The organism is Arthrobacter sp. BG5 (assembly GCF_056680155.1).
On record NZ_CM155268.1, the window covers coordinates 2,494,818 to 2,520,260 of the forward strand.

25 protein-coding genes are annotated in these 25,443 nt (G+C 69.1%); 11 read left to right on the forward strand and 14 right to left on the reverse strand.

The genetic code is table 11. From position 1 onward, the window contains the following. Nucleotides 1–6 precede the first annotated feature (6 nt). From acs to AC1MBE_RS11630, 4 genes are all read right to left on the reverse strand, one after another. Nucleotides 7–1,986, reverse strand: coding sequence for an acetate--CoA ligase (acs, locus tag AC1MBE_RS11615; RefSeq protein WP_479778390.1), 1,980 nt, complete (start codon nt 1,984–1,986; stop codon nt 7–9). Then, on the reverse strand, nt 1,977–2,888 hold the full coding sequence (locus tag AC1MBE_RS11620) for an ABC transporter permease (RefSeq protein ID WP_479778392.1): 912 nt from the start codon (nt 2,886–2,888) through the stop codon (nt 1,977–1,979). The genes acs and AC1MBE_RS11620 overlap by 10 nt, the downstream gene beginning before the upstream one ends. Continuing rightward, nucleotides 2,888–3,940: an aliphatic sulfonate ABC transporter substrate-binding protein gene (locus tag AC1MBE_RS11625; RefSeq protein WP_479778394.1), complete on the reverse strand. Its 1,053-nt coding sequence runs from the start codon at nt 3,938–3,940 to the stop codon at nt 2,888–2,890. Before AC1MBE_RS11625 ends, AC1MBE_RS11620 begins: the two co-directional genes overlap by 1 nt. 115 nt (nt 3,941–4,055) lie before the next feature. Beyond that, nucleotides 4,056–4,895, reverse strand: a complete 840-nt coding sequence (locus tag AC1MBE_RS11630; protein ID WP_479778396.1) for an ABC transporter ATP-binding protein — start codon at nt 4,893–4,895, stop codon at nt 4,056–4,058. A 339-nt stretch (nt 4,896–5,234) separates the two neighbouring features. Here AC1MBE_RS11630 and AC1MBE_RS11635 point away from each other — a divergent pair, with 339 nt between their 5' ends. The 7 genes from AC1MBE_RS11635 to AC1MBE_RS11665 all read left to right on the forward strand — a co-directional run bounded on the left by AC1MBE_RS11635 (nt 5,235) and on the right by AC1MBE_RS11665 (nt 9,210). Next, on the forward strand, nt 5,235–5,660 hold the full coding sequence (locus tag AC1MBE_RS11635) for a CoA-binding protein (RefSeq protein WP_479778398.1): 426 nt from the start codon (nt 5,235–5,237) through the stop codon (nt 5,658–5,660). Nucleotides 5,661–5,738: 78 nt separating this feature from the next. After that, nucleotides 5,739–6,152, forward strand: coding sequence for an MmcQ/YjbR family DNA-binding protein (locus AC1MBE_RS11640; RefSeq protein ID WP_479778400.1), 414 nt, complete (start codon nt 5,739–5,741; stop codon nt 6,150–6,152). Beyond that, nucleotides 6,149–6,697, forward strand: a complete 549-nt coding sequence (locus AC1MBE_RS11645) for a DUF1990 family protein (RefSeq protein ID WP_479778402.1) — start codon at nt 6,149–6,151, stop codon at nt 6,695–6,697. The genes AC1MBE_RS11640 and AC1MBE_RS11645 overlap by 4 nt, the downstream gene beginning before the upstream one ends. Before the next feature lie 12 nt (nt 6,698–6,709). Then, nucleotides 6,710–7,312 (forward strand): hypothetical protein, encoded by a 603-nt coding sequence (locus AC1MBE_RS11650; RefSeq protein ID WP_479778404.1) that lies wholly within the window; start codon nt 6,710–6,712, stop codon nt 7,310–7,312. A gap of 131 nt (nt 7,313–7,443) precedes the next feature. Then, on the forward strand, nt 7,444–7,761 hold the full coding sequence (locus tag AC1MBE_RS11655; protein WP_479778406.1) for a putative quinol monooxygenase: 318 nt from the start codon (nt 7,444–7,446) through the stop codon (nt 7,759–7,761). A gap of 75 nt (nt 7,762–7,836) precedes the next feature. Next, nucleotides 7,837–8,130: a DUF503 domain-containing protein gene (locus AC1MBE_RS11660; protein ID WP_479778408.1), complete on the forward strand. Its 294-nt coding sequence runs from the start codon at nt 7,837–7,839 to the stop codon at nt 8,128–8,130. Between the two features lie 390 nt (nt 8,131–8,520). After that, entirely contained in the window at nt 8,521–9,210 is a 690-nt protein-coding gene (locus tag AC1MBE_RS11665; RefSeq protein ID WP_479778410.1) for an endonuclease domain-containing protein, read from the forward strand. Between the two features lie 50 nt (nt 9,211–9,260). Here AC1MBE_RS11665 and purL read toward each other — a convergent pair whose 3' ends face one another. Genes purL through purS form a run of 3 tightly spaced genes read right to left on the reverse strand, consistent with a single transcriptional unit; the run spans nt 9,261 to nt 12,602 of the window. Then, nucleotides 9,261–11,594, reverse strand: a complete 2,334-nt coding sequence (gene purL, locus AC1MBE_RS11670) for a phosphoribosylformylglycinamidine synthase subunit PurL (RefSeq protein WP_479778411.1) — start codon at nt 11,592–11,594, stop codon at nt 9,261–9,263. After that, nucleotides 11,591–12,349: a phosphoribosylformylglycinamidine synthase subunit PurQ gene (gene purQ, locus AC1MBE_RS11675; RefSeq protein WP_479778413.1), complete on the reverse strand. Its 759-nt coding sequence runs from the start codon at nt 12,347–12,349 to the stop codon at nt 11,591–11,593. Before purQ ends, purL begins: the two co-directional genes overlap by 4 nt. 1 nt (nt 12,350) lies before the next feature. Further along, a complete protein-coding gene (gene purS / locus AC1MBE_RS11680; protein ID WP_056427643.1) occupies nt 12,351–12,602 on the reverse strand; it encodes a phosphoribosylformylglycinamidine synthase subunit PurS in 252 nt (83 codons plus the stop codon). Between the two features lie 303 nt (nt 12,603–12,905). Between purS and AC1MBE_RS11685 the strand changes: the two genes are divergently transcribed. Next, nucleotides 12,906–13,091 (forward strand): hypothetical protein, encoded by a 186-nt coding sequence (locus tag AC1MBE_RS11685; protein ID WP_479778415.1) that lies wholly within the window; start codon nt 12,906–12,908, stop codon nt 13,089–13,091. A gap of 295 nt (nt 13,092–13,386) precedes the next feature. Beyond that, nucleotides 13,387–16,533 (forward strand): S8 family peptidase, encoded by a 3,147-nt coding sequence (locus AC1MBE_RS11690; protein WP_479778417.1) that lies wholly within the window; start codon nt 13,387–13,389, stop codon nt 16,531–16,533. 71 nt (nt 16,534–16,604) lie between these two features. Here AC1MBE_RS11690 and AC1MBE_RS11695 read toward each other — a convergent pair whose 3' ends face one another. The 4 genes from AC1MBE_RS11695 to AC1MBE_RS11710 form a co-directional block, all read right to left on the reverse strand. Further along, a complete protein-coding gene (locus tag AC1MBE_RS11695) occupies nt 16,605–16,985 on the reverse strand; it encodes a serine protease inhibitor (RefSeq protein ID WP_479778419.1) in 381 nt (126 codons plus the stop codon). Continuing rightward, nucleotides 16,982–17,965 (reverse strand): 3-methyladenine DNA glycosylase, encoded by a 984-nt coding sequence (locus tag AC1MBE_RS11700; RefSeq protein ID WP_479778421.1) that lies wholly within the window; start codon nt 17,963–17,965, stop codon nt 16,982–16,984. Before AC1MBE_RS11700 ends, AC1MBE_RS11695 begins: the two co-directional genes overlap by 4 nt. Continuing rightward, the gene (locus AC1MBE_RS11705; RefSeq protein WP_479778422.1) at nt 17,937–18,485 is read right to left on the reverse strand and encodes an SSI family serine proteinase inhibitor; all 549 of its coding nucleotides are present in this window, start codon (nt 18,483–18,485) and stop codon (nt 17,937–17,939) included. Before AC1MBE_RS11705 ends, AC1MBE_RS11700 begins: the two co-directional genes overlap by 29 nt. A 70-nt stretch (nt 18,486–18,555) precedes the next feature. Next, a complete protein-coding gene (locus tag AC1MBE_RS11710) occupies nt 18,556–19,005 on the reverse strand; it encodes a MarR family winged helix-turn-helix transcriptional regulator (protein ID WP_479782585.1) in 450 nt (149 codons plus the stop codon). Nucleotides 19,006–19,131: 126 nt separating this feature from the next. Between AC1MBE_RS11710 and AC1MBE_RS11715 the strand changes: the two genes are divergently transcribed. Continuing rightward, entirely contained in the window at nt 19,132–19,356 is a 225-nt protein-coding gene (locus tag AC1MBE_RS11715; RefSeq protein WP_346958622.1) for a hypothetical protein, read from the forward strand. Nucleotides 19,357–19,533: 177 nt separating this feature from the next. Continuing rightward, nucleotides 19,534–19,767, forward strand: coding sequence for a hypothetical protein (locus tag AC1MBE_RS11720; protein ID WP_479778424.1), 234 nt, complete (start codon nt 19,534–19,536; stop codon nt 19,765–19,767). Between the two features lie 87 nt (nt 19,768–19,854). On the opposite strand, the gene AC1MBE_RS11725 is transcribed toward AC1MBE_RS11720, so the two are convergent. The 3 genes from AC1MBE_RS11725 to AC1MBE_RS11735 all read right to left on the reverse strand — a co-directional run bounded on the left by AC1MBE_RS11725 (nt 19,855) and on the right by AC1MBE_RS11735 (nt 25,428). After that, nucleotides 19,855–21,213 carry an aspartate kinase gene (locus AC1MBE_RS11725; protein ID WP_479778426.1) on the reverse strand — a complete coding sequence of 453 codons (1,359 nt, stop codon included), beginning with the start codon at nt 21,211–21,213 and terminating at the stop codon, nt 19,855–19,857. Nucleotides 21,214–21,636: 423 nt separating this feature from the next. Beyond that, entirely contained in the window at nt 21,637–22,236 is a 600-nt protein-coding gene (recR, locus tag AC1MBE_RS11730) for a recombination mediator RecR (RefSeq protein WP_441399389.1), read from the reverse strand. A gap of 51 nt (nt 22,237–22,287) precedes the next feature. After that, complete coding sequence (locus AC1MBE_RS11735; RefSeq protein WP_479778429.1) at nt 22,288–25,428, reverse strand: DNA polymerase III subunit gamma and tau; 3,141 nt, start codon at nt 25,426–25,428, stop codon at nt 22,288–22,290. Between the last annotated feature and the right edge of the window lie 15 nt (nt 25,429–25,443).

The window sequence follows — 25,443 nt, forward strand, 5'->3', positions numbered from 1 at the left end:
TGTTCCTTACTTCTGGGGTATTTCGGCGGTGTTGTTGCGTTCGCGCAGGACGGCCTGGATGCCGCCGATCGACGGTTCGTTCTGCAGGGAGGTGGTGTCACCGAGGGCGGTTCCCTCGGACAGTTGGGTCAGCAGCCGGCGCATGATCTTGCCGCTGCGGGTCTTCGGCACATCGGGGACGACGACGACGTCGCGCGGCTTAGCAATCGGCCCGATCGCCTTCGCCACGTGAGCCTTCAATTCGGACGCGATGTCCTCGGCAGCCGCCGATTCCCGAAGGACGACGAACGCGACGATCGCGTGTCCGGTCTTCGGGTCCGCGACCGGGCAGACGCCGGCCTCCACCACGTCCGGGTGCGCAACGAGGGCCGACTCGATCTCGATCGTGGAGAGCAGGTGCCCGGAGACATTGAGCGTGTCGTCCACCCGCCCCAAAATCCAGATGTCGCCGTCGTCGTCGTACTTGGCGCCGTCGCCGGCGAGGAACCAGCCCTGTTCGGCGTACTGGCGCCAGTAGGAGTCGAAGTAGCGCCGGGGGTTGCCCCACACGGTCCGGGCGATGGCAGGCCCCGGCGCGTCCACCACAATGAAGCCCTGGACGCCGGGCGGGACGGTGTTGCCGGCCTCGTCCACGATCCGGGTGCCGACGCCGGGCAGCGGCCGGGCGGCGCAGCCGGGCTTGAACTCGGTATCTGTCGGGGCGGGGGAGAGGATGGTGGCGCCGGTCTCGGACTGCCACCACGTGTCCACCACGGGGGCGGTGCCGGCGCCGACGTTGTCGCGGAACCAGCGCCACGCTTCCGGGTTGACGGCTTCGCCGACGGTGCCGAGCAGGCGGATGGAGGACAGGTCGTAGCCGGCCGGGACGCCGTCCGGGAACCAGCCCATCAGCGAGCGGACCAGGGTGGGGGCGGTGTAGTACTGCGTGACGCCGTAGCGTTCGATGATTTCGAAGTGCCGGCCCGGGTGTGGGGTGTTGGGGGTGCCCTCGAAGATCACCTGGGTGGCGCCGTTGGAGAGCGGGCCGTAGAGCTCGTAAGTGTGCGCGGTGACCCAGGCCAGATCCGCCGTGCACCAGTGGACGTCCTGGTCGCGGAGGGCCGGGTCCGGGTTGCTGAAGAGGTGCTCAAAGCTCCAGGACGCCTGCGTGAGGTAGCCGCCGGAGGTGTGGACCAGGCCCTTGGGCTTTCCGGTGGTGCCGGAGGTGTACATGATGAACAGCGGCGTCTCGGCGTCGAACGCCTCGGCGTCGTGGACGTCGGAGGCCGTCCCGACGGCGTCGTGCCACCAGACGTCGCGGCCCGCGGTCATCGGCACGCTGTCCAACAGCTCCGGCGCGGTGGTGCGGTTGACCACAAGGACGTGCTCGATCGCGTTGTCCCCGGCGACGGCCGCGTCGGCGTTCGCCTTGACCGGGACGGCCGCGCCGCGGCGGAACTGCCCGTCGGTGGTGACCAGCAGTTTGGCGCCGGTGTCCTCGACCCGGAACTTGAGCGCCTCGGCGGAGAAACCGCCGAACACCAGCGAATGGATGGCGCCGATCCGGGCCACGGCGAGGGTGATGATCACCGTTTCGGGGATCACCGGGAGGTAGATGACCACCCGGTCGCCCTTGCTGATGCCGAGGGCCTGCAGGGCGTTGGCGGCCCTGGCCACCTCGCGCTGCAGTTCGGCGTAGGTGATTCTCCGGCGGTCGCCCGGCTCGCCCTCGAAGAACAAGGCCACCTTGTCCCCGCGTCCCGCCGCTACATGGCGGTCGACGCAGTTGTAGGCGACGTTGAGCTTCCCGCCGTCGAACCAGCTGATCTGCGGGCCGGTGCCGGCGGCCGCGTCAGCCGGGACGCGGCGGTGCGCAGTGTGCCAGGGCTTGTCCTGGCCCGGCACGTCCTCCCAGTCGAGCCGGAGGGCGGCCGCCTCCCAGAAGGAGACGCGTTCAGCCTCGGTGGCCGGGTGGGCTGCCGGTGCTGTCTCGGTGGCTACGCCCATCGTTTCACCGCCCACTTTTCGGCCAGGCCCAGCAGCGCATCGGTGACCTTGCCGATCACGGCCAGCAGCACAATGGCCAGCAGGAGCCGGTCCGTGCGGCCGTTGTTCTGCGAATCCGTGAGCAGGAAGCCGAGGCCCATCGAGGAGGCAATGAGTTCAGCCGCCACCAGGAACAGCCAGGCCTGGGCCAGCGCCAGCCGGAGGCCGGAGAACACGGCCGGCACGACGGCGGGAAGCTGGACCGTGGTCAGCAGCTTCACGCCTTTGAGCCCGAACGCCCGCGCAGCTTCCACGAGGTTCCGGTCCACGTGGCGCAACGCCACGGAGACGGTGGTGAAGACCGGGAAGAAAGCGCCGATCAGGATCAGCGTGATCTTGGAATCCTCGCCGATCTTCATCCAGAGGATCAGCAGCGGCACCCACGCCAGCGACGGGACGGCCCGGAGCGCGCCGACGGTGGGGGCCAGCAGGGCATCGGCGAACCGCGACAGGCCCACCAGCGACCCGAACACCAGCCCCAGCGCGGCGCCGGCTGCGAAGCCGATCAGCACCCGCTGGGTGGAGATGGCGATGTGCTGGCCAAGCTGGCCGCGTTGGAGCAGGTCCAGGCCGGCTTCCAGCACCATGGCCGGCGGCGGGAGCTGGACCACGCTGAACACCCCGGCAGCCGTGGACAGCTGCCAGGCGGCCAGCACCGCTGCGGGAATGATCAATCCAAGGAGCAGACGCGCCCAGCCGTTGGCCAGGATCCCGGCGGGGGACCATCCGTTCGCCGGGGAGCCGCTTCCGCCCGTGAGGGGGGAGGCCGGCCGGGCGGCGTCTGCCGGAGTTGCGGGGACGGCTGCAGCGCGCCCGTCCGCAACACTGGTGCCGGTGAGGAGGGGATTTCCGAGGTGGCTCATCAGGAATCCTTGATGGCGGACGGGTCCGCCTTCTTCACCAGCGAGTCATCGAGAAGGCTCGCGACGGCGTCGTCGATCTGCTTCTGGCTCGCGACGTCACCGGTCTCCACAAAGGTGGGCCCGATCTTGGCGAGGACCTTGCGCTGGGCCTCGCCCGGCGCCGGGTCAACGTCGAGGTTGCTGCGCTGCAGCACCACGGTCTTCGCGACGGCGGGGTCGAGGCTGGCGGCCTCGGCGAGGATCTGCGCTGTCTCGTCCGGGTTGGCCGCGGCCCAGGCGCGGGCCTTCTCGTAAGCGTTGACGACGGCCTGAGCCTGCGCCGGTTGGTCCTTGAGGAAGGACTCGGTGGCGTTCAGGAAGCCGTAGGTGTTGAAGGACAGGTTGCGGTAGAAGAGCCTGGCGCCCTTCTGCTCGGCGCCGGCCATGATCGGGTCGAGCCCGGACCAGGCGTCCACCGAGCCGTTCTCCAGGGCGGCGCGGCCGTCGGCGTGCTGCAGGTTCTGCACGGTGACGTCCTTGGCGGACAGCCCGGCTTCGGAGAGGGACTGGAGCAGGAAGAAGTACGGATCGGTGCCCTTGGTGGCGGCCACCGATTTGCCCTTGAGGTCGGCGACCTTGGTGATGCCGGAGCCGGGCTTGGTCACCAGGGCAGCCCACTCGGGCTGGGAGAAGATGTCGATGGCCCTGATTGGCGATCCGTTGGCCTTGGCCAGGAGGGCGGCCGAGCCGGCGGTGGAGCCGACGTCGATCGCGCCGGACCGCAGCGCCTCGTTGGCCTTGTTGGAGCCGGCGGACTGCACCCACTTGACGTTCACGCCCTGGTCCTTGAGGGAAGCCTCAAGCCAGCCCTTCTTCTTGATCACGAGGCTCAGCGGGTTGTACGTCGCGAAGTCGATGTTCAGCGTGCCGCTCCCGGCTGCTGCATTGGCGGCGGGCTGGCCGGAGCCTTCGCCGGCGACGCAGCCGGTGAGGGCCAGCGCGGCGGAGACGGCGGTGGCGGTGAGGAACGAGCGGCGGGTGGCTGGGCGGAGGCTGGTCTTGCGGAAAGGCATGGAAGTTCCTTTGAGAACGGTGCGGAAGGATGAAGATCGGTGCAGCGGGCCGCTGCGGCAGGCAGGGGGCGCGGCGCGGCCGGGAAGGTGCCGGCAGCGGTCGGGTGGGGGGCGCCTAGTGGCCGTCGACGCCGAGGCTGGCCAGGAGCGAGGCCCGCATTCGGGCCAGCTCGGCCGAGGCCCGGTCCCGGGGGCGTCCGCCGGGGACGGCGACGGTGCGGACGATCGTGGCGCCCGGGGCCGCCTCCGTTTCCCTGCCGAGGACGATGATGCGGTCGGCGAGCTGAAGGGCCTCGTCGACGTCGTGCGTCACCAGCAGCACCGTGGTCGGCTCCGCCCGGTGGATGTCCAGCAGCAGGTCCTGCATTTTGATCCGGGTCAGGGCGTCGAGGGCGCCGAAGGGTTCGTCGAGGAGCAGGACGCCGGGGTTGCGGGCCAGGGCCCGGGCCAGCGAGGCGCGCTGGGCCATGCCGCCGGAGACCTCGCGGGGCCGGTGCTTGGCGAAGTCCTGCAGCCCCACGAGTTCAAGGAGCCTGGCAACCTTGGCCTTGCCGTCTTTGGCGCTGACCCCGGTGGGCAGCCCGATGGCGATGTTGGCCTGGAGGGTGTGCCACGGCAGCAGGCGGGGCTCCTGGAAGGCGAAGGCGCAGCGGGGATCAACGCCCTGGACCGGGGCGCCGTCGATCTCGACGCTGCCGGCGCTGGGGGCATCGAGGCCTGCGGCGGCGCGCAGCAGCGTGGATTTCCCGCAGCCGGACGTGCCGAGGATGGCCAGGACTTCACCGGCGCGGACGTCGAAGTTCACGTCGCGGAGCACGGTGTGCGCCTCGTCGCCGGAACCGAACGCGCGGCGCAGGCCGCGGAAGGACACCGGCAGGGCCGGGGTGCGGGTGGCCTCACCGGCGGGGGCGTCCGCGGACGCCTCGGCGGGGGAGGTGGACAGGACAGCAGTCATAGGGATACTCCATCGGTCCTGGCAGTAGCACCCTACGGAACGAGCCTTCGGCCCGGGTGGTCAGTCCGGCCGTTCCCATGGCTCAGTACCTTGCTATCGGCGGATCCCGGGGAGGGAATCCGACGACCAGGGTTGCTGCGGCTTCATCGATCCAGGTCTCTCGGCCGCTCGGGATGGTCACTATCCACTAAAACGGATACGGCGGATTCGCCCAAATCTGCCGCGTAATATTCGGACACCTGGCCGCTGCGCCCCGGCGGTCGGTCGATTGTTCGGAGCGCGCCCAGGTGAGGGGGCCGCTGGCGCTGCCGTGTCGGGGGCGGGACGTAGGCTGAGCAGATGACCCACGTGAACGACCCCGCAGTCATCGAACGCCTCCTGCGCACCAAGGGCAGGTGGGCGGTCGTGGGACTGACCACCAACCAGTGGCGCGCCGCCTACGACACCTCCGTGTTCATCCGGGACCGGCTGGGCATGGAGATCATCCCGGTCAATCTCCCGGCCGACCCCGTCCACGGCGAGACGGGCTACGCGCGGCTTGCCGACATCCCGGCGGCGAAGCAACCGCTCGACGTCGTGGATTGCTTCGTCAATTCCTGGAAGGTGGGGGACGTGGTGGACCAAGCGATCGCGGCGGGGGCGAAGGCGGTCTGGCTGCAGCTGGGCGTCATCGATGAGGCCGCCGCCGCCCGCGCCAAGGCGGTCGGCCTGGACGTGGTCATGAACGCCTGCCCGGCGCAGCTGGCACCGCGCCTCGGCCTCTGACGCCGGGCTTTGGCGCCCCAGCCCCGGGCGGACTTCGGCGCCACAGCCCCGGGCGGCCGCCCCGGCTAGGCTGGGGGCATGGACGCAGCAGCACTCCGCGGGCTTTGCCTGGGTTTCCCCGGGGCCTTCGAGGACTACCCGTTCGGCCCGGAAACGGCGGTCTTCAAGGTCCGCGCCGCGGTGCCCGGCGGGGCCCGGCACGCGCCGAAGATGTTCGCCCTGTCCGCACTGGATCCGGATGACCTGGCCGTGAGCCTGAAATGCGAACCTGCGCTCGCCGAACAGCTGCGCGCCGCGCATCCGGAAATCACCGGGGCATGGCACCTGAATAAACGGCACTGGAACGGCGTCCGGCTGGACGGCGCCCTGCCGGATGCGATGGTCCGGGACATGGTCGAGGACTCCTACGACCTCGTGGTCGCCACCCTGAGCCGCCGCCAGCAGGAGCAGCTCGGCTGGGCCCGGCTCGCCGGCGGGGAGGGCCGGCCGTGACCGGGCCGCGGATTGCCGGCGGCGAACTGAACTATCCCGGGATCGGTGCCACCCAATACGGCACGGCGCCGGAAGGCTTCCACCGGTTCCAGACCCGCGCCCACCTGGGCCAGGGGTACGACACCTACCGCCGTGTTGCCGACGGGATCCTCGCCTGGCAGATCCAGCGCCAGTCCGGGCTAAGGGTCCGGACTGAAACCGCGTCGGTGGAGGCCGGCGCCCGGATTGTCAGCGGATTCGGCATCGGACCGTTCAGAATCAACGCGCCGTGCGAGGTCGTGTGGGTCCGCCGCCCGGACCCCGGCCACACGGCGCAGTCGGCCGGATTCGGCTACGGCACACTCCCGGGTCATCCGGAAAGGGGCGAGGAGGCGTTTGAAGTTTCCATCGATGCCGCCGGCGCCGTGACTTTCACCATTACCGCGTTCAGCAGGCACGCCAACTGGTTCTATGCCGCTGGCGGGGCCGTGGCCGGGGCGGCCCAAAGACTCATCACTTCCCGATACCTTAGGAGTGCACAGGAACTGGCCGCAGGTGAGACCTGAGAGGAGCAGTACATGCTGAATCAACAGACCCTTGACCGATTCTGGAACTTTGACGATCCCGGCCTTTCGGAGGCCCGCTTCCGCGCGGCGGTCGAGGATCCGGCGTACGACGACGACGAGCGGGCCGAGTTCGCCACCCAGCTGGGACGGGCCATCGGACTGCAGGGACGTTACGAGGAAGCCGACGCCCTGCTGGACGCCGTCGACGCTGACGAACCCACCGTGGCCGTCCGGGTGCTGCTTGAACGCGGCCGGGTGCTGAACTCCAGCGGCCACGCCGAAATGGCGGTCCCGCTGTTCGAACAGGCCGCCGAACTGGCCGACCATCTGGGCGAGGACTTCCTGGCAGTGGACGCCCTGCACATGCTGGCGATCGCCGACACCGCGCACGCCGAGACGTGGACCCGCAGCGCGCTGGAATACGCGTCCACGGCGCATGACGCCCGGACCAAACGGTGGATGGTGGCGCTGCACAACAACCTGGGCTGGTCCCTGCATGAGGCGGGACGGTGCGCCGAGGCCATGGTCGAGTTCCAGCTCGCCGAGCAGTGGTCGGAGCGGGTGGGCACGCCGCAGCAGCAGGAACTGGCCCGAGAGGCCATCAAGGCCTGCTGAGCTCCGCCCTTTTAATAGCAACGCGGGCTCACTTACGGCCCATAAATGCCCCCGGAATGGACCGGATGTGACCCCGCGTCGTCCGGTTGTAAGAATGGAAGACCGATGTACCCCCACCGAAAGGCCCAGCCGTGATCTTCATCGTCGTTAAATTCAAGGTCAAGCCCGAGTGGTCCGAGCGCTGGCTCGGCCTCGTGGAGGACTTCACCCGGGCCACCCGGCAGGAGCCCGGCAACCTGTGGTTCGACTGGTCCCGCAGTGTGGAGGACCCCAACGAATTCGTCCTGGTCGAGGCCTTCAAGGACGACGCCGCCGGGGACCACGTCAACAGCGCCCACTTCAAGCAGGCCATGGCCGACATGCCGCAGGCGCTGGCCGAGACGCCGCGGATCATCAGCCGCCAGCTCGACGGCGAAGGTTGGGACCGGATGGGCGAACTCACCATCTAACCCCGTCGATTGCTCCGTAACGGCCCTTTTGAGGCCTCAAAACGGCAGTTACGGAGCAATCGATAGTCTTAGGGCATGTGGATCGGCTGGATTGAATTCGATGTCCTCCTGGGCGACGTCCACAGTCTCAAGGAGAAACGGTCCGTCGTGCGGCCCGTGCTGGCCGAGCTCAAGCGCCGCTTCGAGGTGTCCGTGACCGAGGCCGGACTGCACGATCAGTACCGGCGAACCGTGATCGGCGTCGGGCTGGTCGCGGCGGACCGGACGCATCTGATCGAGGTGCTTGCCGCCGTCGAACGCTTCGTGGCCGCCCGGCCGGAACTCGAGTTGCTCAGCGCCCGCCAGCGCGAACTGCGTAGCGACGACTGAGCCATCGACTGCTCCGCAAGTGCCGTTTTCAGGCGTCAAAACGGCACTTGCGGAGCAAGCGATCGGGTGGTGTGGATAACTTCTGCGGCGTCGGCCCGGTTCTGGTCTCATGAAGCCATGAAAACCGCACGTCCATTGCCGGATGAGTTTCGGGGCCGTCCCTTCACCACTGCTGAGGCCTCGGATGCCGGAGTGTCGCGCAAGCGGCTCCGCCACCGCTCGCTCGCCACGCTGGGCAGGGGCATCCGTTCCGCAGGCCCGACGCCGGGCCTTCCGCTGAGCGTGAGAGTGCGGCCTTTCATTGAGGTCAATGAGCGATGCGCCGCGTCGCACCTCACAGCGGCGGAGCTTGGTTCGCTTCCGGCGCGTCAAGCAAAGGAGGGACCCGAGATGTACCACGTGATCAGGCCCGAAGGGGCGGCCCATCTTAACCGGCCGCATGTCATTGCCCACCGGATGAAGCTTTACGACGACGAGATCACGGTGCTGGATGGAATTCCGCTCACCACCCCGGAGCGCACGTGGCTGGACCTGGCCGAACTGCTGACCGTCGACGAACTCGTAGTGGCCGGCGACAGCTGCGTCCGGGTGCCGCGGCCCGAATTCGAGGGCAGGGACCTGCCGCTGTGCAACGTCGAGGATCTGCAGCGGATGATCGACCGCCACAGGGGGAAACGCGGGATCCGCAAGGCGCGGGAGGCCCTCAGCCTGATCCGCGTCGGCTCGGATTCGCCGCAGGAGTCCTTGCTGAGGCTTGCCCTCGTCCGGGCCGGCCTGCCGGAACCCGAGCTGAACGTGCCTATCATCGACGACGCCGGCATGCGCCACCACGAACCCGACCTGTCCTACCGGAAGTACCGCGTCGGCGTCGAGTACGAGGGTGAGCACCACGGTGGCGAGGGGCAGATCGTCCGGGACATCGCCCGGTCTGAGCGCTACGCGGCGCTCGGCTGGACGGAAGTCAGGATCTCCAAGCGCCACATGAACGATGACGCCAAGGCCGCGGTGGCCAAGGTCCGCACCGCGCTCATCCAGGCCGGCTGGCGTCCCGGCGGGAAAACCAAAACGACTGCTCCGTAACCGCCGCTTTGAGGGCTCAAAAGGGCAGTTACGGAGCAGTCGATGGAGGGTTAGCCGAAGTGCTTCGGCAGGGTCCCTTCGTGGGCTTCGCGGAGCGCGGCCAGGTCCAGGGTGTCCACGCCGTTGATTTCCAGCTTTCCGCTCTCGGCATCCACGACGCCGATCCGGACGTGCGCGAAGCCGCGGGCGGTGCACATGTCCTTGAAGCGGATCTCCTCCGAGCGCGGCACCGCCACGATGGCGCGGCCCTGCGACTCGGAGAACAGCGCGGTGAACAGGTCCACGCCGTCGCGGTCCATCACATCCTGCAGCGAAATGCGGGCGCCGACGCCGTAGCGCAGCGCGGATTCCGCGAGGGCCGCCGCGAGGCCGCCTTCGGAGAGGTCGTGCGCGGAGTCCACCATGCCGTCGCGGGAGGCGTTGATCAGGATCTCGCCCAGCTCGCGTTCGGCGGTCAGGTCGACCTGGGGCGGCAGTCCGCCCAGGTGACCGCGCAGGTTGGACCATTCCGAACCGTCCAGCTCTGCCGAGGTGGTGCCCAGCAGGTAGATGGCCTGGCCGTCCTCGCGCCAGCCCGAGGGCGTGCGGCGGCCGACGTCGTCCAGCTTGCCCAACACGGCGACCACCGGGGAGGGATGGATCGGAACGCTGCCGGTCTGGTTGTAGAGCGAGACGTTGCCGCCGGTGACCGGGATGCCGAGTTCCATGCAGGCGTCGGACAGGCCGCGGATGGCTTCGGCGAGCTGCCACATGACGTCGGGATCCTCGGGGGAACCGAAGTTCAGGCAGTCGCTGACGGCCATCGGCACCGCGCCGGAGGTGGCCACGTTGCGGTACGCCTCGGCCAGGGCCAGCTGCGCGCCGTGGTACGGATCGAGGTAGGTGTAGCGGCCGTTGGCGTCGGTGGCCAGGGCCACGCCCAGGCCGGTCTCCTCGTCCACCCGGACCACGCCGGCGTCGTCGGGGAACGCCATGGCGGTGTTGCCGCCGACGTAGCGGTCGTACTGGTCGGTGATCCAGGACTTGGAGCACATGTTGGGCGAGGCGACGAGCTCGGTGATGGCGGCGGCGAGTTCCGCCGGGGCGGCGGGACGGCCGGTGTCCTGCACGGAGCCGGTGAAGGAGTCGGCCTGGACGGCGTCCTGCCATTCCGGGCGGGCGTAGGGGCGGTCGTAGACCGGACCGTCGTGGGCCACGGTGCGCGGGTCGACGTCGACGATCACTTCGCCGTCCCAGGTGATGATCAGGCGGCCGGTGTCGGTGACCTCGCCCAGCCAGGAGTACTCCACGGCCCACTTGTCCATGACCGCTTCGAACGCGGTGATGTTCTCCGGGGTGACCACGGCCATCATGCGTTCCTGCGACTCGGACATCAGGATCTCGCCCGGGGTCAGGGTGGGGTCGCGGAGCAGGACGGAGGTCAGCTCGACTTCCATGCCGCCGTCGCCGTTGGAAGCGAGCTCGGAGGTGGCGCAGGAAATGCCGGCGGCGCCGAGGTCCTGGATGCCCTCAACCAGGGAGCCCTTGAACAGTTCCAGGCAGCACTCGATCAGGACCTTCTCGGCGAAGGGGTCGCCCACCTGCACGGCGGGGCGCTTGGACGGCTTGGTGTCGTCGAAGGATTCGGAGGCCAGCACGGAGGCGCCGCCGATCCCGTCGCCGCCGGTGCGGGCACCGAACAGCACCACTTTGTTGCCCTTGCCGGAGGCGTTGGCGAGGCGGATGTCCTCGTGGCGCATGACGCCGACGGCGAGCGCGTTGACCAGCGGGTTGCCCTGGTAGACGGAGTCGAAGACCATTTCGCCGCCGATGTTCGGCAAGCCCAGCGAGTTGCCGTAGCCGCCGATGCCGGCCACGGCGCCGTGCATGACGCGGGCGGTGTCCGGGTGGTCGATGGCGCCGAACCGCAGCGGATCCATCACTGCCACCGGGCGGGCGCCCATCGAGATGATGTCGCGGACGATCCCGCCGATGCCGGTCGCCGCGCCCTGGTAAGGCTCCACGAACGACGGCGAGTTGTGCGACTCGATCTTGAACGTCACGGCCCAGCCGTCGCCCAGGTTGGTGACACCGGCGTTCTCGCCGATGCCGACCAGCATGTCCTTCTTCATCTCCTCGGTCACCTTTTCGCCGAACTGGCGCAGGTGGTTCTTGGAGGACTTGTAGGAGCAGTGCTCGCTCCACATCACGGAGTACATGGCGAGTTCGGCGCCGGTCGGGCGGCGGCCCAGGACCTTCACGACCTCGTCGAACTCGTTCTGCTTCAGGCCCAGCTCGGCCCAGGGGAGCTCCACGTCGGGGGTCCTGGCCGCGTTCTCCACGGTGTCGATGTTGAACTTCTTGGCGGTCTCCGCGGGCGCCGCCACTGCGGGTGTCTCCGTCATTTGTTGTCTCCCACGATCTTGTTCAGGACAGAGGTGAAGAAGCCGAGGCCCTCGGTGCCGGAACCGAGCTCCGGGCCGAAGCCGGTCTCGACGGCGTGCTCGGGGTGCGGCATGAGGCCTACGACGTTCCCGGCCGCGTTGGAGATGCCGGCGATGTCGCGGCGGGAGCCGTTCGGGTTCCAGCCGACGTAGCGGAACACCACGCGGCCTTCCGCCTCGAGGGCGTCCAGGGTCTTCTCGTCTGCGATGTACTGGCCGTCCTGGTTCTTTAGCGGCACAGTGATTTCCTGCCCCGGGGCGTAGTCGCGGGTCCAGTCGGTGGTGTTGTTTTCGACCCGCAGGACCTGGTCGCGGCAGAGAAACTTCAGATGGTCGTTCTTGATCATCGAACCGGGCAAAAGGTGCGACTCGGTGAGGATCTGGAAGCCGTTGCAGATGCCGAGGACGGGCAGCTTGGCGTCCGAGTTGGCGGCGTCGATGACCTTCGCCATCAGCGGCGCGAAACGGGAGATGGCGCCGGCGCGGAGGTAGTCGCCGTAGGAGAAGCCGCCGGGAATGATGACGGCGTCGACGTCGCCCAGGCTGGTGTCAGCGTGCCAGAGCGCCACCGGGGTGGCGCCGGCCAGGCGCACCGCGCGCGCGGCGTCGCGGTCATCAAGGGTGCCGGGGAAGGTGACGACGCCGATCTTCGCACCAGCGAGCCGGGGGTGCGCGGCGACGGCGACGGCCTCACCGATCAGGGGGAGTTCAGTCATCTCAGGCCTCGACGACCTCGACGTTGACGACGTCTTCGATGACCGGGTTGGAGAGCAGGGTTTCGGCGGCGTTCCGGGCCTGGGCCAGGATCTCCTCGGTCACCTCGCCGTCGACGGTCAGTTCGAACCGCTTGCCCTGGCGGACAGCGCTGAAAGCGGTGAAGCCCAGGCGGGGCAGCGCACCTACGATGGCCTTCCCCTGCGGGTCGAGAATCTCGGGCTTGGGCATGACGTCGACAACGATCCGGGGCATCCGGCAACTCCTGTGCGTGAGCATTGGGTAAGGGCGCAGCGGAGTTGTGCCGTCTCACGCCGATCCGGTATGTGGTGACAACCGTGTTTAAGAACAACATGGAACGGGCGCTCCGCGAGCTTGCATCCCCATTCTACCGGGCGCCGCGCACCACTCCGCATTCGTGACCGGGCGGTGCGCTGCACGGCCGCGGACTGCAGCCGGCCGGACGGTTCGGCGGTCCGGTCCGGCCCCGTCCGGTCCGGCCCCGTCCGGGCCGGCCCAGCTCTGGTCCAGGGCGGGTGCCGTCAGTAGGATGGGCAGATGGCTGAGAAACCGAAATCCGTCCTGCTTCCCGTGGTCGCCGCCGCCGTCTTTGCCGGGCTTGGCCGGATGGTGTGGCAGAAGATCAGCGCGGACCGCGCCGCTAAGGAAAGCAAGATCGCCGGCCCCCTCGATGACAAGACGAGGGCCTGGATCAGCGAGGTCGTCCGCACGCCCCGGCAGTAGCCCGCCGCCGGCGTACCGTGCCTGGCGGGCCCGCCCCGAAACTCCACCCCCAGCCGGGATGGCCCCTGCCGTCCCGGCTTTGCCGTGCCCCCGGCACGCCCCTCTTGTCGAGGAGTGTGACCAATTTTGATTAGTCCACTGTGGCCTATGTCATATCCGGCTCTCAGTCTGTACTGTATGAATCGGCTGGTATCCGCTGGGGGGCGAGAGTCAACTCCTAATCCCGATCCCTTACCAGTCCACCGTCCCCGGCAATGGCGCCGGGACCGTTCCTTCTGAAAGGTTCAAACCACTCGTGAAATCACCAGGAAAGAGCTTCCTTCGAAGCGGGGGACTCCGGAGGGCCGTGGCACTGACCCTGGGCTTGCCGGTTCTCCTTTCAACCGTTGCCATTGCGCCCGCCATGGCGGCTCCCGGCCAGGGAGCGACCGTGGCCGAGGTCGCGCAGAAGAATCTGGACCCCGCTAGCTACCCGGACGGGCGCTACATCGTCCTGCTGACCGAGAAGCCCGCAGCCACGTACGAGGGCAGCACGGCAGGCCTGCCGGCCACGAAACCGGCGAAGGGCAAGAAGCTTGACGCCAACAAGGCCGAGGTCAAGAAGTACCGGGCCCACCTTGAGAAGAAGCAGTCGGACGTTGCAAGCAAGCAGAACGTCAAGATCCAGCGCCAGTTCTCCGCCGCGGTCAACGGCTTCAGCGCCACCCTCACCACGGACCAGGCTGTCAAGCTCGCCAAGGACCCGAATGTCCTGACCGTGGCCCGCGACACGGAGAACGCCCCGGACTACTCCAGCACCGATTTCCTCAAGCTCAGCGGCGAGAACGGGACGTGGAACACCAAGTTCGGCGGCCAGGACGCGGCCGGCAAGGGTGTCGTCGTCGGTGTGATTGACACCGGCTACACCCCGGACAGTGCCTTCTTTGCCGGCGAAGAGGTCAAGCCCCTGGTGGGCTCGCCCGTCGTCGGGGTGCCCTACCGCACCGCTGACGGCAAGATCGCCATGCTCAAGGCCGACGGCGAAACCTTCGTCGGGGAATGCCAGAAGGGGACCGGAACGGGTGCGTCCTTCGACGGTTCCGCCTGCAACTCCAAGGTCCTGAGCGCGCACTACTTCGCCGACGACTTCCTGGAATACGTTCCGGCCGGCGACCGCGCCCCGGAGGAGCAGCTGTCCCCGGTGGACGTGGCCAGCCACGGAACCCACACGGCCAGCACGGCTGCCGGCAACAAGAACGTCGAGACCTTCGTTGACGGCCGCAGCTTCGGCCTGACCAGCGGCATCGCGCCCGCCGCGAAGCTTTCCGTCTACAAAGTGTGCTGGGAGGACACCGATCCCAACACCGGCGGCTGCTACAGCTCCTCGTCGGTGGCCGCCGTCGAGCAGGCCATTGAGGACGGCGTTGACGTCCTGAACTACTCGATTTCCGGCTCCGCGACCTCCGTCATTGACCCGGTGTCGGTGGCGTTCCTGAACGCTGCCGCCACGGGCATCTTCGTGGCCGCCTCCGCCGGCAACTCCGGCCCGACCGCGAGCACCGTCAACCACGGCGGCCCCTGGGTCACCACCGTCGCCGCCAGCACCTTCTCCCAGGAGCTTCAGGGCACGGTCGAATTCGCCGACGGCACCAAGTTCCGCGGCGCCAGCATCATGAACGGCGAAGTCAAGGACGCCGGCGTCGTCCTGGCCGCCAACGCTGCCGCCACCGCCGGGAACGCCAACGCGGCCCTGTGCGGACCGGACACCCTGGACCCGGCGAAGGTTGCCGGCAAGGTTGTGGTCTGCGACCGCGGCGTCTTCGACCGCGTGGCCAAGAGCGCCGAGGTCAAGCGCGGCGGCGGCGTCGGCATGATCCTGGTGAACCTCAGCAACTCCTCCCTGGATGCCGACCAGCACTCGGTCCCCACCGTCCACGTGAACCCGCCGGCCACCGAAGCCATCAAGGCCAAGGTGACGGCCACACCGGACATCAAGGTTTCCCTGGTCAACAAGGACACCACCGGCCTGCCGCTGGAGGCCCAGCCGCAGATCGCCGGGTTCTCCTCGCGCGGCCCGCTGCTGGCCACCGATTCGGACCTGCTGAAGCCCGACGTTGCCGCTCCCGGCGTCGCCATCCTGGCCGGCGTCTCGCCCATCGGCTCGGGCGGTGCCAAGTTCGGATTTATGTCCGGCACGTCCATGGCCTCCCCGCACGTCGCCGGCTTCGGCGCCCTGCTGCTGGGCAAGAACCCGACCTGGTCCCCGGCCACGGTTAAGTCCGCCATGATGACCACCGCCTCCGAGGTCAAGCTCGCTGACGGATCCAAGGACACCGACGTCCACGCCACCGGCGCGGGCGAGGTCGATCCGGCCCGCATGGTCGATCCGGGCCTGGTCTACGACGCCGGCTACGAGGACTACCTGAAGTTCATCCAGGGCACCGGCGTCAACCTGAAGCTGCCGACCAGCACCAAGCCGCGGGACATGAACGTCCCGTCCTTCGCCCTGGGTAACCTGACCGGCAAGATCACGGTCACCCGGACGCTGACCGCCCTGACCCCCGGTGTCTACAAGGTCAAGGCCAACGTCCCCGGCATCAAGGTCAGCGTCGCTCCGGCGGCATTGAACTTCAAAGCAGCCGGTGAGAAGCGCACCTTCAAGGTCACCTTTGAAAACCAGGGCACCCCCTTGGGCAAGTTCGCCATGGGATCGCTGAGCTGGCAGGGTGCGGGCAAGACCGTCACCTCGCCCATCTCGGTCCGCCCGCAGTCCGTGGTGGCCCCGAAGGATGTCTTCTTCAACACCACGGCCGGCACCGGTTCAGGCGACATCAATGTCGTCTCCGGCACCAACAACCCGGTCGGCATGACCCTGGACGGCCTCTCGAAGGCGGATTCCTCCGCCGTTGAGCTGGTCCCGGGTCCGTTCGCCGGCCGCGCCGACGCCTCGACCTTCGTCAAGAGCGTCCAGGTTCCGGCCGGTGTTCCGCTGGCCAAGTTCTCGGTCGTCTCCTCTGACCCGGACTCGGACTTCGACATGTGGGTTGTCACTCCCCGCGGTGTCGAGCAGGTCGCAACGTCCTCGTCGAGCGAGACGCTGTCGATCAGCAACCCGGCCGCGGGCAAGTACACGATCTACGCGAACCTGTACTCCAGCCCGGACGGCAAGGCCCGCAAGGCATCGGTGGACGCCGCGGTGCTCGGCGCGAACGTGGGCAACGCGACGCTTTCCCCGAACCCGCTCAAGCTGGCCAACGGCAAGGCCGGCAAGGTCACGCTGAACTGGAAGGGCCTCGCGACCGGTTCCTACATTGGCCGGGTGACCTTCGCCGGAGCCAGTGAGCCGACGTTTGTCAGTGTTGTGGTGTCGCCTGCCGGCACCGCCACCGTGGCTCCCGCCGCGGGGGCTCCGGCCACGGTTGCGAACCAGGCCGCAGGCCAGGCCCGCAACAACGCCGTCTAGGCGGTTAGGCAGCTAACAACGGCGATGGCCGGCGGTGTTACCGCCGGTCATCGCTGTTTAATCTCCACGCCTCAGCTGGCTCCGGTGGATCCGGCGGCGCCGCCCAGCAGCGGCGCCATGGCGCGCCAGCGGGCGATTTCACAGCCGTCCGTGCGGCTGAATTCGCCGTGCACCTCCCGGCCCCGGTAGCGCCCGGTGACCACGGCCACCTGCGGGCCGCCGTACTGCTGGGTGCACATCCGGGGCGGCCCCGGCACGGGGAAGAAGATTTCCTCCCCGTGCTGCCGGAGGGCCTCGAGTGCGGCGGCGGGATCCGGCAGCGTGGATCCCTCGCCGACTGCGCCGCCGTCGGCGAGGAGGCGGAAGCTGAACTCTGGAGCGCCGGGCGCCTCCGTCAGCCGGATGGTGAGATCGACGTCGGGCCGGCCGTCCGGTCCGGTGGGGTCAGTCATGGGCGTCCTTCCGGGACTGTAGATTGCGGGGACACGGCCGTGCCGGCGGCGTCCAGCAGCGGCGTGAGCTCGGTCAGCAGCCGCCTGCGCAGCTCCTGCGAGGCGGCAGCGAATTCCCGCTGGTGCTCCACGTACTCGGCCTTGCCGTCCGGAGTCTCGATCCGGATCGCAGGGTAGCCCCATTCACTGAGCTCATACGGGGAGGCGCGCATATCCATGGCGCGGATCCGCCAGGACAGCTCAAAGCAGTCCATCACCAGCTCGCTGGGCAGCACAGGCGCCAGCTTGTAGGCCCACTTGTACAGGTCCATGTTCGCGTGCAGGCAGCCCGGTTGTTCCATGGTCCGCTGGTTCTCCCGGCTCGGCGCCAGGGCGTTCAGCGGGACCGCATCCGGGGTGTAGAAGCGGAACGCATCAAAGTGCGAGCACCGGATCCGGTTGTCCTCGACCACCCGGTCCGTCCGCTCGGAACCGAGCCGCAGCTTCAGGTACTCGTGCCGCAGCTCAAACTTGTCCTGCCGGTAGACCATCGCCCACTCGTGCAACCCGAAGCAGCCGAACTGGGCCGGCCGCGCGGCCGTTCCGGCGAGGATGATGCCGGCAAACTGCAGGGCATCGCGCCGCTCGCCCAGGAACCGTTCGACGTCGACCGTCACCGCGGCCGTTCCCGGGGCCAGCCCCGCGGCGGCCAGTTCACCGGCGTCGGGGGCGCGGTAGTACTTCCAGCCGGAGCGCTCCGCTGCCGCCGGCCCGGACAGCACGACGCCGGCGCCCGGGTGCCAGCGCAGCAGCTGGCCGGGTTTCTGGGTGTAGTAGGTGAAGAGGAAGTCCTCCACCGGGTGCTTCCGGCCGGCCGACCGCCGGGCGAGGTAGGGGTCAGAATAGGTCCGGACACGTTGCTGGTGGGCGGCTTCCCGTGGCAGCCAGTCGTCCTGCGGAAGGTGTTGCAGCTTAGGCTCCACCGCTGGATCCCAGAACATCCTTGGCGGCATTCCAGGCAGCGATCCGGCAGCCATCCGTCCGGCTGAACGCCGATTCGACGGCCTTGCCGTCCACCGAGCCGGTGACGGTCGCCTGTTGCGGGCCGCCGTACTGCTGGGTGCAGGCCTGGTCCGTGGGCCGCGGGCCGGGGCTGAGGAGTGCCGCGTTCTGCTTCAGGGCCGCGCAGGCAGCTGCCGCTTTCGGGTGCTTGCTTTCTGCCGCCGGCACCCCGTTCCGGCAGACCAGCGTGTAGTTGACGGCCTTCGCTCCCTGCGCCGTCGTGACCATAATGGCCAGCTCTGCGTTGCCCTGCCCGGGGCCGGCGGAAGGGAACTCGGCCGACGGCGAGGGTGCCGGGACGGTGGTTTCAGCGTCGGCGGAGGGGGTGCTGCCCGGCGACGACGCGGACGCCGGACCGGTGGACGAAGGGCTCGGCGCGGGTCCGCCGCCCGGCGCGCAGGCGGCCAGCCCGACAGCCGTCATCAGGATGAGCGCGGTGGGAATCAGGTTCTTGCGCATGGGCTCTTCTCCTCGGTCTCAGCCTCATTCTAGCGCCGCGGCGGGGTGCTGGGCCGGGTCGGAAGTACCCCTAAGGAGCAGCCCCGTCCCCGGCTGCCCGGGTGGCGGCGATCAGACGCATCATGGCGGCATGCAGTTCGCCCACCTGCTCCCGGTCCAGGCCCAGCAGGGCCATCATGGTACCGGGGACCGCCGTCGCCTGCTGCCGCAGCGCTGCGCCACGCGGGGTCAGCCGCACGGCGAGGCTGCGCTCGTTGCCCTCGGCCCGCTGCCGGGTGATGTAGCCCGCGGCTTCAAGCCGTCGCAGCAGCGGCGAAATGGTCGCGGGTTCCTGGGCGAGGGCGTCGCTGATGTCGCGGACCGAGCGGGGGCTGGATTCCCACAGGCAGAGCATCACCAGGTACTGCGGGTGGGTGAGCCCCAGTTTGTCGAGGACCGGCTTGTAGGCGCCCACCACGCTGCGGGAGGCGACGGTAAGGGCAAAGCAGAGCTGGTGCTCCAGCAGGAGGTCTTCGTCCATGAACGCGGTGGGGGCGGATCCCGGGATTCCGGGGGCATCGCTCAAGGGGGCCTCCTCTAGATAGTTAGTGCACTAATGATTAGCGTACACTGGGAGGACATCTGGTTCGAAGAGGAGTGGGTAGCGATGGCGAAGGAAAACACCGCCCAGCGGTTCATGCGGGCAACCGGCAAGCTGCGGGCGGTCTTTGGACCCGCCAGCCGCACCTCGCTGGGCCATGAGATGACCGAGCAGAACCGCCAACTGCTGGCGCAGCGGGAGGCCGAGACCCAGCAGTGGGAGACGCTCCACCGGCCCGACGGCAGCACCTACGTGGTGCCCCGCAACCCCGAGGACAAGTCCCTGCGCTAGGCCCGGCCGTCGGGGGATGCCGCCGCGGGGCTGTCGTTGCGGCCCGGCCCGTACCGCACACCTTGTCCCGCCGCCTCCCATGCCTTTTGCCGCCGTCGGGCGTAAAATAAGGGCACTGGCGCCGCCCGCGCCGCCGCTGTACCGCTTGGCCTGTCAGCAGGAGAGGGGGTGGGAAATATGGCACGTGCACTGAGGAAAGCTGCACTGAGCCGGCACCTGCACCCGTCGTCCTGGGCGCGGTTCCTGTTTGGCCCCGCCTCGCGCGGGGACTACTCCGCACCGGTCGTGCACCGGCACGACGACTACGAGGCAGCCTCGGAAACCGACCTCGCCGGCTTCGAAGTGGAGACCGACGCGCAGGGACATCGTTACGCCGTCCGGCGGGAGGACCTCCCGAAAGAGCAGGTCTGACCCGCCCGGAAACAGGACATAAAAAGGGAGCGGCAACTGCCGCTCCCTTTTGGTGTCCGTCTGGGCGCTTCGTCGCCCGTGAAAGTCCTAGCGGCCGGTGCCGCCGTACACCGTGGCCTCGTCCTCGCTGTCCAGGTCGAAGGCCTTGTGGATGGCGCGCACGGCGTCGTCGAGCAGGTCGGCGTGGGTCACCACCGAGATGCGGATTTCCGAGGTGGAGATCATGTTGATGTTGATCCCCGCCTCGGAGAGCGCCGCGAAGAACCGTGCCGAGACGCCCGGGTGCGAACGCATTCCGGCGCCGATCAGGGACAGCTTGCCGATCTGCTCGTTGTATTCAATGTTTTCGAAGCCGATCTCGGCCTGGGCGGCGCGGAGGGCGGCCAGGGCGTCGGCGCCCTCGACGATCGGCAACGTGAAGGAGATGTCCGTCCGGCCGGTGCCGTGGGTGGAGACGTTCTGGACGATCATGTCGATGTTGGAGTGCGCATCGGCGATCACCTGGAAGATCGCCGCGGCCTTGCCGGGGATGTCCGGCACGCCGACCACGGTGACCTTGGCTTCGGAACGGTCGTGTGCAACGCCGGAGATGATTGGCTGCTCCAAGGCAACTCCCTCTTGAATCGTGATCTTGTCATCGGCGCTGGGCAGGACCCAAGTGCCTTCGTTCTGGCTGAATGAGGACCGGACGTGCAGCGGCACGCCGAAACGGCGCGCGTATTCCACGCACCTCAGGTGCAGGATCTTGGCGCCGGAAGCCGCGAGCTCCAGCATTTCCTCGCTGGAGATGCGGTCGATCTTCCGGGCGGAGGGCACCACGCGCGGGTCCGCGGTGTAGATCCCGTCAACGTCGGTGAAGATCTCGCAGACGTCGGCGTCGAGGGCCGCGGCCAGCGCCACCGCCGTCGTGTCCGAGCCGCCCCGGCCCAGGGTGGTGATCTCATTCGTGGTCCGGCTCATGCCCTGGAAGCCGGCAACAATCGCGATGTGCCCCTTGTCCAGGGCCGTGCGGATCCGGTGCGGGTCGACGTCGATGATCCGGGCCTTGCCGTGGATGCCGTCGGTGATCATGCCGGCCTGCGAGCCGGTGAAGGACTGGGCGGAGGCGCCGTACTTGTTGATGGCCATGGCGAGCAGGGCCATGGAGATGCGCTCACCGGCGGAGAGGAGCATGTCCATTTCCCGGGCCGGGGCGGAGTCGGTCACCTGGGCGGCCAGGTCGAGGAGTTCATCGGTGGTGTCGCCCATGGCGGAAACCACGACGACGACTTCGTCGCCGGCGTTGTGGGCGTCGACAACGCGCCGCGCAACCCGCTTGATACCTTCCGCGTCGGCCACGGAGGAACCGCCGAACTTCTTCACGACGAGGTGCTTGGTGGCGGCAGGGATGGCGGGCAGCTCCTGCGGCTGCGGTCCGGGGTGGACTTCGGTAGTGGGCAAACTCATGCGCGCACCCTCACTGGATCATCGGGGTTCTGGGCGAAGCTACTAGACGGCGCAGCCAAACGGCGCGACGGCGGCTTCTCCGCCAAGTTTATCGCCGCCGCCGGTCCGGAGTTGAATTGTGACCGAATGCCAGACAGGCGGCGGCCGCTGCTGGCGCACCCTCGCAGCGGACATGCGCTGCGCCCGTCCCGGGGAGTGGGCATGTCCTCCGTTCATCCAAGTGAATGGGCATGTCCCCCCGCGGCGGTGGACATGCCCGCTCGTGGGCACGAAGGACGGACATATTGGCACTATGTCCACTGGCGGCGGGGCCAGTTGGGCATGTCCAGCGCGCCGCGCGGGGTCGTGGTTGCACCGGACCGTGCCTGCGCCGGCTGTTAGTAGCGCTCGAGCCGGTAGCGCGCCGGCGGCTGGCACGGGCGGTCAGGTCAGTGCGTTGCGGCGGCCCTCGAAGGCGCGTCCCAGCGTGACTTCGTCCGCGTACTCGAGGTCCCCGCCGACGGGAAGGCCGGATGCGAGCCGGGTGACGGCGATGCCGATCGACTTGAGCATCCGGGCGAGGTAGGTGGCGGTGGCCTCGCCCTCGAGGTTGGGGTCCGTCGCGATGATGATTTCCTGGATGGCGCCGTCGTTGAGCCGGGTGAGCAGCTCCCGGATCCGGAGCTGTTCGGGGCCGATCCCGGCAATCGGGTTAATCGCGCCGCCCAGCACGTGGTACCGGCCGCGGAAGGACCGCGTGCGCTCCACCGCGAGCACGTCCTTGGACTCCTCCACTACGCAGATCACGGACGGGTCGCGGCGCGGATCGCGGCAGATGTTGCACAGTTCCTGCTCGGTGACATTTCCGCAGACGGTGCAGAACTTGACCCGCTCCTTGACCGTGGTGATCGCCTCGACCAGGCGCTTCATGTCCTGCGGGTCGGCTTCGAGGATGTGGAAGGCGAGCCGCTGGGCGGACTTGGGCCCGACGCCGGGAAGGCGGCCGAGCTCGTCGATCAGCTCCTGAACTGCACCTTCGTACACAATTTCCTCGTTCGTTTGGGGGAGTGGCGGGCCGGGTGGCCGCCGGGAGGGCTAGAAGCGCGGCGCCAGCGGGCTTCCGTCCAGGGAGCGCTCTTCGAGCAGCTTCCCGCCCAGAATACGCTCGACGGCGGCGCGGCCGAAGACGCCCGACTCCTCGATCGTTTCGTCGTCGGCGCTGGGGATGTCCTGGACGTAGCTTGTGGCGGCGACGGCGGCGCGCGCCGGTGCCTTGGCGCGTCCGGCCTCCGCTTCGGGGCTGTTAGACAGGCGCTGGTAGAGGCTCTGCCGTTCGGAGGCCGGAGGCGCACCGACAGGGGCCGTGGCCACGACCGGGGAGGTTGCGGCGGTGATGACCGCGGGCCCGGCGCCGGCCGGGACAAGCTGGGGCGAGGGTGCCCGGGTTGCCGGGGAGTCGGCCTGGCTGGGTCCGAATCCGGGTCCGGCGTGGCCGGCCCCGGCCGAGAAAGCCCCGACCGGTTCTGGAATTTGGGCGGCAGCGGGTTCGTAGTGCGGCGGCTCCGGTTCCGGACCGCGCGGCGCCGGCTCAACCTCGGGCTCGGCCGAGGGGCGGCGCCCCACATTGAGTTCCGTACCGACGGTCCAGATCCCGGGGGACTCCTCGACGGCGCGCGCCCAGGGGTCCTGGGACGAGTCCTGGGCAGGGCGGGCAGGTGCCTGCGCGGTGGCGGCCGGCCCGTTGTTGCCCGTGCGGGCGCGTGCCGGGGTGCGCGGGGCCGCCGGAGCGGCAGCGGGCGCGGGCTTGACGGCTGCCGGGGCGGAGGGATCCCAGTCCATCGGCGGCTCTTCCTCCAGCGGCGGCGCATCCTCGTCCCGTGGCGGGCCCCAGTCGTCGTCCGGGTAGGAATAGGAGCCAGCCGCTTCGGACGCTGGTTCGCCGGACGGTCCGCCGGCGGGCCCGGCGGACGGGCCCGCGTATGGCGCTGCCGCCGCCGGGGAGGCAGCGGGGCGGGCCGCCGGTGCCGGGTCAGGTTGAGGCGCGGGTGTGGGTGTTTCCGCCGCTGCGGGTGCGGGTGCGGCTGTTTCCGCCGCCGCAGGTGCAGGGGCAGGTGCGGGTACGGCGGCGCCGGCCGCGGTCGCGTCCGCGGTGCTGCCCGCGGGGTCAGTCGGGGATTTCTGCGCTGCTCCGGCCGCGGGGGCCAGGCCCCAGGCGACGTCCGCCGAGGTGGCCGGGGCCTCCCGGCTAGCGGGCGCTTTTGGGTTTGGCTCAGAGCTCGCTGCGCTGTTGCTGCCGCCGGCCACGGCTGTGATCTGGCAGTCGATTCCGATCGTCTTATGGATCGCCTGGCGCAGGTTCTCGGCGTGGTCCGCCCGGCCAAAGGCGCCGGCGAGCCCGGCCGTGGTGAACGACAACGTCAGGACCTGGCCCTCGAAGTGGCCGACCTGGGCGTTGGGTTCGACCAGCGCCCAGGTGCTCCGCTTGATCTTGGTCAGGGTCTGGAGGATCTCTGGCCAGGCGCGGCGCAGGACCTCCACGTCGGGTCCGGACGCCGCGGCGGATGCGGGAACCGGCGTTGAGGCAGGGGCCGGCGTCGTTGCCGGCGCTGCCGCGGGGACATTGCCAGCCGGACGCGCGGCCGGTGCTACCGGTTCGGTCGGAGCCGAGGTGGACGGCTGGGACTGTTGGGCAGGTGCGGGTGTGCGCACGGGCGCCGGGGCTGCGGCCGCTGCTGCGGTGTCGGCAGGTGCCTGCTCCGGGCGGGAAGTGCCGTTCAAGGACGCGGGTGCTTCCACCGGCCAGTCCTTGGTGCTGACCCGGGGCGCTGTGAGCGGCGGCCGTTCCGGCTGGGCATCCTGCGGGGCTGCTGCCGGCGTGGGGCTAGCCGGCGGCGCGTCGACGCGGGGGGACATGCTGTCGGCCGGCGAGTCGGCGGGGCGGCCGGCGTCCGGGGCGGGTGCGGCCGTCGGGCGGGGAGCCGCTACGGCGGCGGCCGGAGGAACGGCTGCCGGTGCCACAGCAGGTGCGGCGGCCGGCGCAGCCGCGGGTGTCCCGACGTCGTTCCCGGCGTAATTGAGGCGCCGCTCCACCCGGTCGATCCGGGCGGCGATGCCGCGTTCGGTCTGCTCTGAGCTCGGCAGAAGGATGCGGGCGCATAGCAGTTCGAGGTGCAGCCGCGGGGAGGTGGCCCCGGTCATCTCGGTGAGCGCGGTGTTGGTGACGTCCGCGGCGCGGGAGAGTTCGGCGGCGCCGAGGTTGTGGGCCTGGTTCTGCATCCGCGCGATCTGGTCCGCCGGCATGCCGCGAAGGATCGACTGGGCGCTCTCCGGCATGGCCTGCACGATGATGAGGTCGCGGAAGCGTTCAAGCAGATCCTCGACGAAGCGGCGGGGGTCGTGGCCGGTCTGGATGACGCGGTCCACGGCGCGGAAGACGGTGGCGGCATCGGAGGCAGCGACGGCCTCGACGACGTCGTCCAGCAGCGAGGCGTGGGTGTAGCCCAGCAGGGCCACGGCCAGTTCGTAGTCCAGCCCGTTGGGGCCAGCCCCGGCCATCAGCTGGTCCAGCACGGAGAGCGAGTCGCGCACGGAGCCGCCGCCGGCGCGGATGACGAGCGAGAGCACGCCGGGCGCCACGGGCACGTTCTCCTGCTGGCAGAGCAGTTCCAGGTAGGCCATAAGGGGTTCCGGCGGGACGAGCCGGAACGGGTAGTGGTGGGTGCGGGACCGGATAGTGCCGATCACCTTGTCCGGCTCCGTGGTGGCGAAGATGAACTTGATGTGTTCCGGCGGCTCTTCGACGATCTTGAGCAGCGCGTTGAAGCCGGCCGACGTCACCATATGGGCTTCGTCAATGATGAAGATCTTGTAGCGGTCCCGGACCGGGGCGTAGGTGGCGCGTTCGCGCAGGTCACGGGCGTCGTCCACGCCGCCGTGGCTGGCCGCGTCGATCTCGATGACGTCGAGCGAACCGGCGCCGCCGCGGGCCAGTTCAACGCAGCTGGGGCAGACGCCGCAGGGGGTGTCGGTGGGGCCCTCGGCGCAGTTCAGGCAACGCGCCAGGATGCGGGCAGAGGTGGTTTTGCCGCAGCCGCGGGGGCCGGAAAAGAGGTAGGCGTGGTTGACGCGGTTCTTCCGCAGGGCCGTCATCAGCGGCTCGGTGACGTGTTCCTGCCCGATAACGTCCGCGAACGAATCGGGACGGTACCTGCGGTAAAGAGCGGTAGTAACAGTCACAGATAAACCCTACCA